The organism is Secundilactobacillus silagincola, from assembly GCF_002583405.1.
Taxonomy (GTDB): Bacteria; Bacillota; Bacilli; order Lactobacillales; family Lactobacillaceae; genus Secundilactobacillus; species Secundilactobacillus silagincola.
Genome location: NZ_BCMJ01000001.1, coordinates 260,503 through 274,381, shown reverse-complemented (window position 1 = coordinate 274,381; position 13,879 = coordinate 260,503). Strand labels below are relative to the sequence as shown.

The following is a 13,879-nucleotide window of genomic DNA, read 5'->3' as shown; positions in this document are numbered from 1 at the left end:
TTAGAAAGCGCTTTAATTGTGACCGAAATGTGTTAAAATCAAATAAGAATTATTCTAAAGTATATTTTAGTGACGCATATTTACAAGGAGGGTTTCCGGTATGGCAATCGATTTAAAGGATGTCCAGTCCGTCTATAAGGATGCAGGCAGTAACATTATTTTTTCAACCATGGACTTGAAACGTCAGGATCACGATGCTGATTTAGCAATGGTTCAAGATCTTGCTGAACACCTGCCAGCTTTCGAAAATTCACTGAATATTCGCTATCCAGATGCGGGATTAGCTGTTGCCTTTGGTTTCTCGCGTAAGGCCTGGGATTATCTTTTCCCTAACGCCAAGCGGCCTAAAGAACTAGAGGAATTTGAACCGGTGGTTGGACCAAAATACACCGCACCAGCGACACCAGCCGATTTGTTCTTCCACGTGCGAGCCAAAGATTCCGCCGTCCCATTTGAATTGATGACCATGGTGATGGAACGGATTCAAGACAACGTAACGGTACTTGATGAAACACACGGTTTCCGCTATTTTGAAGGACGCGCCATTATTGGTTTTGTGGATGGTACAGAAAATCCTAGTGCGCTGGATACACCGGACTACGCGGTGATTGGTGACGAGGATCCAGATTTCATCAACGGGTCATATGCGTTCGCCCAGAAGTATGCTCATGATATGGAAGCGTGGAACAAGCTGAAGACGGAACAGCAGGAACAGGCAATTGGTCGGAAGAAATTTAATGATGTGGAACTTGAAGATGAACAAAAGGCGCCGAATGCGCACAATATTGTTTCTCAAGATAATGAGGGGGGTGTTGAGCATAAGATTGTTCGGATGAACGTGCCGTTTTCTAACCCAACTGAAGGGGTGAATGGGACTTACTTCATTGGCTATGCCCAGCACTGGGAAGTCACTAAACGGATGCTGGAGGGCATGTTCACCAAGTCGGATCGGTTGTTAGACTTTTCCACGCCTGAAACTGGTGAAGTGTTCTTTATTCCTTCATTTACGGTTTTGAGTAAGATTGCGGATGGCGAAGGATTTTAATATCGAATTAATGAAAAAGCCTGTTACTTGCTAACGGGCTTTTCCATTACCGTACGTGGCGTGAATTGCCGGTATCTTAATAATCGCGATTTACGTATTTAAGATCGTCCACTAGAGGAGAATAGATTCCACGGGAATTCGTCCAGATGTTGAGTGAAAATAATTGACTATGTCTTGTATTCTGCCATAATAGCACCAAAAATAAAGTATCGGGGTGAATACAGTGACTAAGCTGACTTTAGTAGTACCCACTTATAATTTAAGTCATTATTTCAATGAAACACTGGAAACGATTGCCAATCAAACCGCAGATTTTGAATTATGGCTGGTTGATGACCATTCAACGGATGGTACAGCGGAAAAAGCAGCCGAATTTGTTAATGGTGTGCCAATGTTTCACGTGGAACAATTTGACCATCACCGAGGCGTTTCAGTTGCACGAAATTTTGGTATCGAACACGCCACTGGTGATGTAGTGGCTTTTGCAGACGGTGACGACCGATTGCATCCAGACTTTGTTAAAACACTAATAAATGGCTTTCAGGAGGGTACACCAGCCGTTACCGTTGGCTATCAGTGGTGGCATACCCCAATCAATCCGCGGGACCACTACGAAACGTTGTCACAGCGCACAATGTTTCAGCAGGCTAGTCAACGTGGTTCCGAAATTGGTGGTTATATTTGGAATAAGGCCTATTCGCTAGCCGCCATTGAACAGCAGCATCTACGGTTTGATGAATCATTATCCATTGCTGAAGATTACTTATTTACCGCTACTTTTGTGGCGAATGATTCAGGAATATACGTGTATGATCCGGCAATTAGGTATACCAAAATCAATCGGCCGAATAGCACTTTACGGTCACGTAGCTTTTCGGACCGGCGAGTTGAAGATCAGGTGTTTGAGCGTATCTATCAAATGGGAGAACGATTATGAAAGTGGTAAATTAACTGGAGGCAGCTCATGACAGAGAGTAGCATCATGCAACTTAGAGTTACGCTTAAAGATGTTAAACCGGATACTTGGCGACGGGTATTAGTTCCCACGAGTATTCGCTACGATCAGCTTCACGCAATCATTCAAGTTTTGTTCGGCTGGACGAACAGTCATTTGCATAGTTTTTCGCCGGTCAATGATCCGAGTACGGAATACGGTATGGTGATGCCAGATCTTGATATGGGAGATAACATGTTGAACGAAAGTGAGAACTTCGCATACCCGGATCTGGAAAAAGGTAATGTGATATATACTTACGATTTCGGTGCTAGTTGGACTCATCAGATTGAATTGGAGAAAATGATTACGATGAAAGCTTTTGTTCAGGCGGGACATCATCAATTACCAGTGGTGGTAGCAGGTCGTGGGCCAGAACGAATCGAAGCAACGGGGGATCGTGGCAGAGCGTTTAACGCACGAAATATTGATGGCCTATTTGCGGAATTTGCGGGTAGCTGGGATGAAGCTTATTAGGATAAACACGTTTGCAGCAGAGTGCAGGCGTGTTTTTTTATGATGAACGAATTAACAGTTGACGGGTAAACTGATTTGCGTTATATTCTATCAGTGGTCGGCAACGTAAAAATGAGACCACACTCATCTTTGAACTTAAATGGAGGATCTCATATGAAAATTGCAATTATTGGCGCAACTGGACACGTTGGCCAAGCTGTATACAAGGAAGCCATTGCGAATAATATTGATGCAACGGCGTTCGTGCGCGATGCAAAAAAGGCGCAGTCGTTACTGGGTACCGATGCTAAAATCATTGAAAAGGACGCACTGACGCTAACTTACGCTGATTTAAAGGCTTTTGATTACGTGGTAGACGCTTTTGCATCATTAAAGGCATATCAGCATTTAGATTTGGCTACGAATTTGATCACAGCCTTCCGAGAGAAGACAGATACAAAATTGATCTTTATTATTGGTGCTAGCACTCTGTTGAATGATGCTGGGCAGCCAATGATTAATGAAGTTTTGAAAAAGTACGCTGGACAGCCTTGGATTGAGGCACCGGTTCAGCAAAGTCATGAATTTGAATATCTAAAATGGGTGGATAACGTTGATTGGATCGCGGTCACACCACAGGATGAATTAAATGATGGGCCAAAAACCAACTACAAAATTGGCGGTGATCAGCCAATGGTTAATAAAGAAGGTAAGCCCACCACGTCAACTGGCAATCTAGCTACCGCAATCGTGCAGGAAATGGTAGCGTCCAAGCATATCAAACAACGATTTAGCGTTGTTGATGCTTAATAAAACAAATAGCTCGGAAACTGCAAAGAATGGCAGTCCTGAGCTATTTTTAGTTAGTTGAATCAAAGAAAATCGTTTCCCGTTGCCAAGTCGCAATCAGCTGATCAATTTCACTGGTTTCAAACACGTCTTTTTCAGGTTCAGAGAAGTTTACGATAATGTTTTCCATCCCGGGCGCAAAGAATAATTTGGCCGCCACTTCACAGTCAGTGATATATAACTCTCTGTTATTTACACGCTGCTGTAAGAAGGCCGCCAACAGCTCCCGCATATGATCCGTTCCTTCACGAGTGATAGGGGTGACATCGGCTTCAAAGTCATCTTTGTAATATAGCATAATAGACATCAAATACCAGTTACGATAAAAAATTTCAACAAACTGATGATAGAACAAATGTAGTGAATCAATGAGCGAACCGTCACTTTTATCGGTCATAAGTTTGGCTAACTTATCAAATTCGTCCTTAATATCGGTAATTAGCAGGATTTTCACAATGTCTTTTTTACCTTCAGGAAAATAGTGATAAAGCGTGCTGACGTTGCGTCCGCTGGCGTTAACAATATCTGCGACCTTCGTTTTATCGTACCCCTGCGATTTAAAAAGATCCTTTGCAGTATCTATAAATAGCTGTTTTCCGCGATTATATTGATCTTGTCGTTGTGACTTTTTCCCCGTCATATCGATTCTCCCCCTTCTTTATTAAAGCCATTATACACGAAATTAAATTAAAACAAACTCATAAAGTAATACTTGACGAGTTTGATGAAAGGGGATACACTGTGTTCAATGAAGGAGGTTGTGAAATATGTTACTAATTACCTGTGCTTACGGTAAAGTTGGGCGCCAAATCGTCCCTTACCTTGCCAAAAAGGGTTTTGATATTCGTGCCATTGACATGAACCCTGATATTAAGAAACTTGAACAGCAGGGGGTTAAAGAAACCCTTGTTGGTGATAGCCGCGATCCTAAATTCGTTGCCCAAGCAATGAAGGGTGTGGATCAGGTGCTATATATTCCACCGCAGTTTACTTATTAAGAAGCTAAGATGGGACGTATCGCAATCGATGCAGCTATTGATGCTAAGGTCAGCAAGTATGTTTACTTATCCTGCATGTATCCTAATATGAGTACGCTCTTGCAACACCGGATGAAGGCTAAGGATGAACAATACTTGCTTTACCGTGGGTTCGAAAGCGGATTAGATTGGAGTGTCCTGCGTCCTTCTACCTATCACCAAAATATCTTTATGAAGATGTTCTATGATATGGGCGAGTATCCAAGTATGTGTGACATCGACAAGCTAGTTTCATGGGTTGACCCCTTGGACGTTGCCGATTGTGCCATCAAGATGCTTACGGAAGACGGCTACAAGTACGCTATCTATACTTGCAGTAACGAATCCATGACACCTAGAGACGTTGCGACGATCATGACCAAAGTTTCTGGCAAAGAAATCACACCGATCTCCGTTCCTGAAGATAAGCTAGTTGAATACTGGCCAGATTACTTCGCAGGCAGTGACAGTTTTGCAACTGAGACCTTCTACGCACTGCGTAAGACTTACAACAAGTGGGGCTGGGCTGGTAACAACAAGCAATTGATCGAATTACTGGATCACAAACCTCGTAGTGTCGCTAATTGGTGTGCCCGTCAATTAGTTGCTAATGATATCAAACCTACTGTTTCAGTTGAAGATACCGAGAAGACGTCGAATAGTTTCGATTTATTCTAATCTAAATTTTCATGTGAAATAGTTATTAAATGCTTATAAGAAAAGGAGTGTTTTATAATGGCTGATTCAAAAAAAGTTGTTACGTTAATTACAGGTGCTGAAAGAGGTATGGGTTTTGTTGAAGCTAAGACCTTAGCTCAACATGGTCAGTTTGTTTTCATTGGCGCTTATGATATGGAACTTGGTCAAAAGTCGGTTAAAGAATTACAAGATCAAGGATTAGATGTTGCTTTAGTACACTGCAACATTACCGATCAAAAGACGATTGATGAAACCATCAAGACGATTGATGATAAATTCGGTTATCTCAATATTTTAATTAACAACGCTGGTATTTCTGGCCCTGAAGGTGGGTTACCATCAGAAACGTCAGAAAAAGATTTACGTGGTGTCTTTGAAACGAACTTCTTCGGGACTGCTGCAATGACTAAGGCTGCTGTTCCGCTATTGAAGAAGGCTTCATATGGTAAGATCATCACCATTACCAGTGACATGGGTTCATTAGGGCTTGCAACGGATTCAACATCAATGTTCTCACACATTAATGCCTTCCCATATCAAGCTTCTAAGACAGCCTTGAATGCTATGACTATTTCATATAGTAAAGAATTTAGAGACACAAAAGTTAATATTACCGCTAACTCAGTTAACCCAGGTATGACTGCTACTGATCTGGTTAATAAGGAAGAGTTTGAAAAGAATGGTGCCAAACCCGTTGAAAGTGGTGCTCATCGTGCTATTGAATTAGCATTGGATCCTAAGAATGATCTAAATGGTAGCTTCACAGAAGACGGCGGCATCGTACCGTGGTAATTTAACGGTGTAATAAAAGATTATTAGGTTATTTGGAAGGAGCAACACAGTTTATGATTACAGTTACTTCAGCTGCCGGACATGCCGGTAGCCACGTTGTTAAAGCATTAGTAGATGCCGGTTTCGAAGTTGGTGCAGCTGATATTAACCCCGCTGTAAAGAATTTACCAGGGATTAAGCAGGCTTTCGTTGGTGATTTAACCGACATTACGGTGATTGATGAAATCACTAAAGCTAGCGACAAGATTGCCTACATTCCACCGCTGTTTTCCGCAGAGGAAGGTTTGATCGGTAAACAAATGATCGATTCAAGTATTAAGAATGATGTTTCACAGTTCATCTTTATTTCTGTGACACACCCAATCTTAACCACGCTCCTGCAACACGTTGAAAAGCGTGATACTGAAGAGCACTTGATCTATGCTGGTATGTCAACCCAATTGCCATACACGATCTTGCAGCCAATGCACTACATGCATAACTTTGATCCTAAGCGGGTCCACGACACGGGGAAGTACGAAAACTTCTACGCTTCTGATGGTAAGTTGTGCTATGTTGATCCCTTGGATGTCGGTGAAGTTGCTGCTAAAGTTGCTAAGGATCCAGAGACTTACAACAAGGCAACCTTCGAATTAGTCGGCACCAAGAAGACTTATACTCCTCAAGACTTGGTCGATACTTACAACAAGCTGACTGGTGAGCACGCTGTTGCCACCCACATTGATTTAGAGAAGTTCTTAGACGAGAATCATATTAATGATCTTTATATGCGCCAAGCATTTAAACACTTGTCTGATACTTATTCTAAGTGGGGTTTGGATGGTAATCCGTTCGTTCTTAAGACGTTACTTGGGCGTGAACCAACTACCTTTGAAGAGTATTTGAAACGTGAAATTAAGTAAGCTTAATCTGTGTTAGAAAAGGACGGCTCTTAAAGAACCGTCCTTTTTGCTATCGTGATTTAAGATATTCGCAAACCTTCTTAAAGCTTTCTCAACATTCTTTTTGGCTTCCTTTAAGTTCTGAAAACTAAACTGAATGTAGTTTCAAAGATAAGGAGTGTGACACGTATGCTACTTGACCACGATTCTAAAATGATTAACATTGTTGCCGCACAGATTACCAAGGTGTTTTATCCCTTTGTAGTCGCAAAAACTGAAAACGGTGACTATCTCCATATCAATTTATCAGATAAAGAAATCGAAGATCCCTTATTTTGGGATGAACTACGTAGTATTTTAAACGCTAAACTTTGGGTACCAGTTGGTCGGAAATATCACCAGTTATTGGATAATGGCTGGCTGGTGTCAGAACCTCAAAGAGAAGACGGCTGGTTAGTATCGGAACCTTAAATAAGCAAAAAAGACTTTTGAAACGTGTTGTTGGGTGAAATTACTGATAACACGTTTTTTGGTGATTAAAAGGGAGTTTAATTAAAGTAATACGACCTGGTTAGTGATAAGCTAGAAACACGTTATATGCTATAATGCCTTTAAATTTAAAACCAAGAATTATAGTGACAACCATTTGGACTGATATCATCAGTTCTATAAAATAAGGTTAGAGTGGAGGGATCATTATGAAACTAAGCGTGAAGAAAACTTCGGAGTTATCCGTTCCTGAATTACTGGAAATCACGAAAGCCCGTATCAAGGTGTTCGTGGTGGAACAGGAGTGTCCTTATCAAGAGATTGATGATCAAGATGATGATGCTATCCACATGATCTTACGTGTTGATGGTGAGTTAGCTGCCTATACACGGATTATTCGTAATTCTAGCAGTAATTATGTGAGTTTTGGTAGAGTATTGGTCGTTAAAAAGTTTCGGAAACAGCACTTAGGCCGGGAAATAGTAAGTGCCACAATTGAGGAAATCAAAGAAGATTTCCCGGGAAATGATATTAAAATTGCGGGGCAAAGCTACTTACTAGATTTTTACAAGTCTTTTGGTTTTAAACCTGTTTCTGACGTCTACTTAGAGGATGGCATTCCTCATGTTGATTTAGTGCTTAAGTACTAGAATAGGGCCACGTGTATGAGTGTTATTACAGCGTATATAGCAGAACAGCCAGCTGAATTTCAACCGCAGCTGACCAGCTTATATCGATTACTAAAGGGTGTTTTACCAGATGCAAAAGAAAAAATTTCGTATGGTATGCCGGCCTTTATTCAATCTCAACCGATTATTTATTTTAGTGCCAATAAGCATCATATTGGCATCTATCCTACCGGTGAGGGAATTTCCTTTTTTGCAGCTGAATTAGCTGGGTATACAACCACAAAGGGGAGTTGGCACATTAGTTATAGTGAGCCGTTGCCTGAACAGCTGATCGTGAAAATGACACAGCATCGGCTGGCGTTTGTGCAGCAAGGTTGAGTGGTGTTTTGGAGGCTTTAGATTGGAATCAATCAGAATTCGACACGCCCATAAGAACGAAAATTTTGGTGCTATTAGACAGGTTTATTATCAAACTTGGCTAGCAACTTATCGGACTCATTTACCAAATTCAATTTTAAAAAAGTTAACGCCAACCACATGGCATCCGGAACAACGATGGCAAGACATGCAGTTAGCGTTTAATAATGAAGGCAAGATAGTTGGTGTATGCACTTACGGACCAGCTCGCTTGGCTTCTTTTTCTAGTTGGGGAGAAATATATTCGATTTATGTTTTGCCCGATTATCAGCATCTTGGTATTGGTTCAAAGCTGGTGACTAGGGCCTTAAAGATAATGGGCCCGAAGTACCGACACATTTACCTCGAAGTGCTGCGTAGTAATAACGATGCTAAAACTTTCTACTTAACGTTGGGCTTTTCGGAAACCAAACTAACACGTTCAACGCAAGTTCCCGGAGGCAAGTTAAAAACGGTGATTTTTTCCAGATAACGGCAATTAGATTGGTTTGCCAACTCATAATAAGCCATTATTTCTCTAAACGGCGAGTCGATTCTCGTTCGACGATTTTGAAGGGTAAGTACTGTTTTTGAATGGTTCTACCATCAGTCAAAAACTTGATGCCAGCTAGTCCCATTTCGTAAAAAGATTGACTAATACTGGTAATCCGTGGCCGTACCATGTCCACGATGTCTGTACCGTCAAAACTGACAAGGCTGATATCGTCTGGGACTTTAAGACCCATTTCTGTAATGGCATTTAACATGCCGATTGCGGTGAGATCACTGGCGCAGATTGCGCAGGTGATTTCTCGTTTCTTAGCATATACTTGCCAGGTTTTTTCACCGTCATCATACGTACACGTTCCGTACTGAATCCAATCAGGTTCGACTCTCAAATGATGATCCGACATGCATTGTAAATAACCTGCAATTCGCTGATTAATGGACCCGGCGGTGGGAATACCAGCAATCGCAATCTTAGTGTGTCCTTTGTCAATCATCAGCTGGGTTGCCGCATAACCCATCTGATAGTTGTCAGATGTCACGAAGGGGATGGCCGTATCCTTCACAGAAGTAGACAGGCAAATGCTAGGAATGCTGGTGCTGTTAAGCGTCGTCAGTACGTTATCATCAAGTTCCAGAGAGACCAGAATGATGCCCATTACAGCTCGTTCGATCACCGTCTTAATGGCTTTAAGCTGAGACTGTTCATCGCGGTTTCCGGCATGGAGGATGAACACGTTAAGGTCATCTGAAGCAGCTTTTGATTCAATGGCATCAATGATATGTTCACTGAAATTGGACTTTGTATTGGAAACGATAACGGCAACGATGCGGCTTTTTTGATTGACCAAATCGGCTGCTGAAGTATTTCGCACGTAGCCCATTTTATTGGCAGTTTCGGTCACCCGTTTAACGGTCACACTGCTATGCTGCCCCTTTTTATGTAAAATACGTGAAACAGTGGCCACGGATAGTTGAGTGGCCTTGGCAATATCTTTAATTGTGACTCTGTTTTGTAATGTCATGTGATCAGTCCTCAAAAAAGATTCTCATTTTATTATCGACCTTCAGACCTAGAAATAGTAGGGGTTTAGTGTAATTCTTGTTTCAAAAAATAAAAAAAGTTGGTTTAAAGGTATTGTAAACGTTTACAGAAGGAACTACAATTATTGCTGTAAACGTTTACATAAACTTTTTTGGGAGGTGTTTCTTGTGGAAAGTTCACAAGGAAGCTTAGGTACTGTTAAGCCGCATGTAACAAGTAAGACTAAAGCAGAGAACGAAAAGAAACAAACACATTTCCTACCAAATATTAACTTAAAAACGATGTTCGCCATTACCTTTGGTTTTTGTGGGGTCAACATGGCATTTTCACTACAAACATCGCAAATGAGTCGAATTTTTCAAACGATTGGTGCTGATCCAACTAAACTCGGATACTTCTTCATTTTTCCACCGCTGATTGGGATGATCGTTCAACCTATCTTAGGTAAGTTTTCAGATGGTTTCTGGTCACCGCGATTTGGCCGTCGGATGCCGATTTTAATGGTGGCCGCACCACTTGCTGCCATCGTGCTGGTTCTCTTACCGAATGCCGGATCGTTTGGTTTCGGGTTTGGGTCACTGGCTGCGTTGTTATTCGGTTCTATTGCAATTATTTTAATGGATCTTTCAAATAACGCATGTATGCAACCATTCCGGATGATTATTGGTGACATGGTCAACGAAAATCAAAAGGATAAAGCTTGGTCATGGCAACAAGCCTTCAGTAACGTTGGCGGTGTGTTAGCTAACCTATGCCCATTCTTCCTAACCTGGATTGGGGTCGCTAACATCGCCAAACGTGGGGTTGTGCCGCTATCAGTTCGGTTGTCATTCTACATTGCCGCTATTGTGTTACTCGCTACGTCAATTTACACCATTGTATCAGTTAAAGAATACGATCCAATTACTTATGCCAATTACCATAATTTTGATCCTAAAGAAAAGAAGAAAAAGAAGTCATATTGGACACTGATCAAGGAAGCACCAAGTACTTTCTGGCAAGTTGCTATTATTCAATTCTTTGCTTACTTTGGTATTCAATATCTTTGGACTTATACCACCGGTGCCATTGCTAAAAACGTTTGGCACACCGCTAATGCCACTTCTGCAGGGTTTCAATCCGCAGGTAACTGGTACGGTGTTTTAACCTTTGTCCAATCAGTTGTTGGGATTCTCTACGGGTTCTTAGTTCTTTCACGGACCAGTCAATACAAGCGGAAGTTCTGGTACCGAATTGGTTTGGCCAGTGGTGGTTTGGGCATGATCTGGACTGCCTTTACGCATAACCAATACGTATTGATCATCGCCTTTGTTTTGATTGGGATTTGTTTCTTAACCATGCACACTGAACCATTTGCTATTTTTACTACGACAACAGATGGTGCTAACGATGGTGCTTATATTGGATTGTTTAACGTCTTTATTTGCTTGCCACAAATTGTTGCATCAATCAGCAGCTTCGTGATTTTCCCAATGGTCGGCGATTCAATGCCAACAATGATCGTTATTGGTGGTGTTTCATGGTTAATCGGTGCTGCTTTAATGGACATTATCAAAGTTGAAAAGAAAACGGCATAATATTTAATAAGAGGGATGAGATAGACATGACGACAGATTCATTTGATTTTACTGATAACAACCAACGCGTTCAGGTGGTTTCAGCTAACAAAAGCCTGACTTTCTCAGTTGTGAAACCCGAGATTGTTCAAGTGTTTCAGGATTATGGTAAAAGCACGCATTCATACGCTGTGGAAGGTGATAAAACCGTTGCAACGAAGTATGCCGTGGCTAAAGATGGCGATGTGATTACCATCAAAACAGATGCGTTGACAGTTAAGGTTGATCCTCAGCTGCACGTAGATGTGTATGATCAAGATAACCAGCCATTAGTTATTCACTATAATGGGCAGCGTGAGTCAATTAATCAAAATATTGATGCTGCACATAAAAAGATCGTTCGTTCTGAGGGTCACGAAGTCGCAGCGATTGATGAAGCAAGTAACACTTACTATGAAGTGCTCAACCAATTAGACGACGATGAACAGTTTTACGGCTTAGGTGGCAAGACTGGTTTCTTGAACAAACGCGGTTACGAATACGATAACTGGAATACTGATGAACCTCGGCCACACATTGAAAGTTTTACCCACTTGTACAAGTCGATTCCGGTTCTATTTGGTTTGAAGCAGGGCCATCCATACGGGCTGTTCTTTGACAATACGTATCGCAGTCACTTTGATCTCGGTAAAGAAAGCGATAAGTACTACGTATACTCAGCTGATGATGGTAACTTGAATTATTACATTCTTGGTGGCCGTACCTTAAAGGATGTTGTTGCTAATTACACGTACCTCACTGGAGTTGTACCACTACCACAACGCTGGATGTTAGGTTATCAGCAATCTCGCTGGGGTTACAGCATGGATCAAAGTCGTGTCGAAGAAATTGTCGATAAGTTTGAACAGTATCATTTACCACTTGAAGCCATTCACTTTGATATTGATTACATGAAGGGCTATCGGGTATTTACTTGGGATACAGACAAGTTTGCTGATCCTAAAGCATTCTTAACCTCACTACGGAAACGCGGTGTCCGGGTGATTCCAATCTTAGATCCCGGTGTTAAGCAGGATGACGATTATGACATCTATCAAGAAGGACTTAAAAAAGGTTACTTCGCTAAGAACAAAGATGGGTCGGTTTATATCAACCGCGTATGGCCTGGTCAATCAGCCTTTCCAGATTTCGGTAATCCAGAAGTCCGTCAATGGTGGGGTAAGCACTGCAAGTTCCTGTTAGATAAGGGTGCTGCTGGTATTTGGACGGATATGAACGAGCCAGCAACCTTTGATGGCGATATGCCGGATGATGTGGTGATGTCGGATGAAAATCAGGCTTCAACATCGAAAATGATGCATAACGTCTACGGTCATAACATGGCTAAAGCTACCTATAATGGAATTAAAGACGCTACAGGTAAGCGGCCATATGTGATCACTCGGGCAGCCTATGCCGGAACACAGAAGTATTCTACGGTCTGGACGGGTGATAACCAGAGTCTCTGGCACCACTTGCAGATGTCGATTCCGCAACTATGCAACCTGGGAATGAGTGGTTTTAGTTATACTGGGACCGATATTGGCGGGTTTAGTGCCGATACGACGGCAGAACTGCTCACTCGCTGGGTCGAAGCAGCCTTATTCAGTCCACTGTTTAGAAACCACAGTGCGCTACAGGTTCGCAATCAGGAGCCTTGGGTCTTTGGTAAGCAAGTCTTAGACATTTATCGCAAATTCTTAAACTTGCGGTATCGCTTTATCCCGTATCTGTATGATTGTTTCCACAACGAAACACAGGACGGGCTACCTGTTATGCGTGCGCTAGTACTGAATTATCCTGATGATAAAACGGTTCGCAACATGAATGACGAATACATGGTTGGTGACAATATTTTGGTTGCACCAATCGTGCAGCAGGGGCAAACCGCGCGTGCAGTTTACTTACCTGAAGGGCAGTGGATCGCTTTGGATACCGGCGTTGAATATGACGGTAAAACCACGATTTTGGCTGACGTCCCAATCGATAAGCTACCGATCTTCATCAAGAAGAATACGCTGATGCCATGGGGAAAAGAGGTTGAACATCTTTCTGATCAACCGGACACAACCATGACCTTCAGATTATTCGGTGATGCCGCCACTTATACCCATTATCAAGATGATGGTGTTGATTTTAAGTATCAAGACGGTGAATATAACGAATACACTGTAAAGACAAGTGTTGCAGGTGATTGCAGTGTTAATCTTGCTCATCATGGTTATGATGGCCAATACAAGACGATTAACGTACAGTTGAATGATAAAGTTATGATATTTAAGTATGATGATAAGACTGCCAAGTATGTTGCGGAAAAATAAGAGTGTGATAAAACTTGGTAGATTATAGGATTTAACATAAATAAGCACTGATCCCGTCAAATCGGATGGGACCAGTGCTTATTTGTGTTTTCATCAGTTTCAATAAATAGCTAAATTAGAATTATTATTTTTTTGAAAATGATGAAAATTAGCAGCTATTTTAAA

The 13,879-nt window shown here is 41.7% G+C and carries 16 protein-coding genes; 14 read left to right on the top strand and 2 right to left on the bottom strand.

Annotation, left to right across the window (positions count from 1 at the left end):
- Positions 1-100 precede the first annotated feature (100 nt).
- The 4 genes from CES82_RS01150 to CES82_RS01135 all read left to right on the top strand — a co-directional run bounded on the left by CES82_RS01150 (position 101) and on the right by CES82_RS01135 (position 3,305).
- Entirely contained in the window at positions 101-1,045 is a 945-nt protein-coding gene (locus CES82_RS01150) for a Dyp-type peroxidase (protein ID WP_098823479.1), read from the top strand.
- Positions 1,046-1,268: 223 nt separating this feature from the next.
- On the top strand, positions 1,269-1,982 hold the full coding sequence (locus CES82_RS01145) for a glycosyltransferase family 2 protein (RefSeq protein WP_098823478.1): 714 nt from the start codon (positions 1,269-1,271) through the stop codon (positions 1,980-1,982).
- A gap of 27 nt (positions 1,983-2,009) precedes the next feature.
- Positions 2,010-2,516 (top strand): plasmid pRiA4b ORF-3 family protein, encoded by a 507-nt coding sequence (locus CES82_RS01140; RefSeq protein WP_098823477.1) that lies wholly within the window; start codon positions 2,010-2,012, stop codon positions 2,514-2,516.
- Positions 2,517-2,669: 153 nt separating this feature from the next.
- A complete protein-coding gene (locus tag CES82_RS01135) occupies positions 2,670-3,305 on the top strand; it encodes an NAD(P)H-binding protein (RefSeq protein ID WP_098823476.1) in 636 nt (211 codons plus the stop codon).
- A 49-nt stretch (positions 3,306-3,354) separates the two neighbouring features.
- On the opposite strand, the gene CES82_RS01130 is transcribed toward CES82_RS01135, so the two are convergent.
- Positions 3,355-3,984 carry a TetR/AcrR family transcriptional regulator gene (locus tag CES82_RS01130; protein ID WP_098823475.1) on the bottom strand — a complete coding sequence of 210 codons (630 nt, stop codon included), beginning with the start codon at positions 3,982-3,984 and terminating at the stop codon, positions 3,355-3,357.
- Positions 3,985-4,111: 127 nt separating this feature from the next.
- Between CES82_RS01130 and CES82_RS01125 the strand changes: the two genes are divergently transcribed.
- From CES82_RS01125 to CES82_RS01090, 8 genes are all read left to right on the top strand, one after another.
- Positions 4,112-4,342: an SDR family oxidoreductase gene (locus CES82_RS01125; RefSeq protein WP_098823474.1), complete on the top strand. Its 231-nt coding sequence runs from the start codon at positions 4,112-4,114 to the stop codon at positions 4,340-4,342.
- Positions 4,343-4,351: 9 nt separating this feature from the next.
- Positions 4,352-5,038, top strand: coding sequence for a Rossmann-fold NAD(P)-binding domain-containing protein (locus tag CES82_RS01120; protein WP_098823473.1), 687 nt, complete (start codon positions 4,352-4,354; stop codon positions 5,036-5,038).
- A 57-nt stretch (positions 5,039-5,095) separates the two neighbouring features.
- A complete protein-coding gene (locus CES82_RS01115) occupies positions 5,096-5,851 on the top strand; it encodes an SDR family NAD(P)-dependent oxidoreductase (protein ID WP_098823472.1) in 756 nt (251 codons plus the stop codon).
- A gap of 53 nt (positions 5,852-5,904) precedes the next feature.
- Positions 5,905-6,753, top strand: coding sequence for an SDR family oxidoreductase (locus CES82_RS01110; RefSeq protein ID WP_098823471.1), 849 nt, complete (start codon positions 5,905-5,907; stop codon positions 6,751-6,753).
- A gap of 168 nt (positions 6,754-6,921) precedes the next feature.
- Positions 6,922-7,203 carry a hypothetical protein gene (locus CES82_RS01105; RefSeq protein WP_098823470.1) on the top strand — a complete coding sequence of 94 codons (282 nt, stop codon included), beginning with the start codon at positions 6,922-6,924 and terminating at the stop codon, positions 7,201-7,203.
- A gap of 227 nt (positions 7,204-7,430) precedes the next feature.
- Positions 7,431-7,871 carry a GNAT family N-acetyltransferase gene (locus CES82_RS01100; RefSeq protein WP_098823469.1) on the top strand — a complete coding sequence of 147 codons (441 nt, stop codon included), beginning with the start codon at positions 7,431-7,433 and terminating at the stop codon, positions 7,869-7,871.
- 15 nt (positions 7,872-7,886) lie between these two features.
- On the top strand, positions 7,887-8,228 hold the full coding sequence (locus CES82_RS01095) for an iron chaperone (protein ID WP_098823468.1): 342 nt from the start codon (positions 7,887-7,889) through the stop codon (positions 8,226-8,228).
- Between the two features lie 22 nt (positions 8,229-8,250).
- Positions 8,251-8,739, top strand: coding sequence for a GNAT family N-acetyltransferase (locus CES82_RS01090; RefSeq protein ID WP_098823467.1), 489 nt, complete (start codon positions 8,251-8,253; stop codon positions 8,737-8,739).
- A gap of 37 nt (positions 8,740-8,776) precedes the next feature.
- Here CES82_RS01090 and CES82_RS01085 read toward each other — a convergent pair whose 3' ends face one another.
- Positions 8,777-9,778, bottom strand: coding sequence for a LacI family DNA-binding transcriptional regulator (locus tag CES82_RS01085; RefSeq protein WP_098823466.1), 1,002 nt, complete (start codon positions 9,776-9,778; stop codon positions 8,777-8,779).
- 301 nt (positions 9,779-10,079) lie between these two features.
- Here CES82_RS01085 and CES82_RS01080 point away from each other — a divergent pair, with 301 nt between their 5' ends.
- Both CES82_RS01080 and CES82_RS01075 read left to right on the top strand, forming a co-directional pair.
- Complete coding sequence (locus CES82_RS01080) at positions 10,080-11,375, top strand: SLC45 family MFS transporter (RefSeq protein ID WP_098823625.1); 1,296 nt, start codon at positions 10,080-10,082, stop codon at positions 11,373-11,375.
- Between the two features lie 26 nt (positions 11,376-11,401).
- On the top strand, positions 11,402-13,714 hold the full coding sequence (locus CES82_RS01075) for a glycoside hydrolase family 31 protein (RefSeq protein WP_098823465.1): 2,313 nt from the start codon (positions 11,402-11,404) through the stop codon (positions 13,712-13,714).
- Positions 13,715-13,879 lie beyond the last annotated feature (165 nt).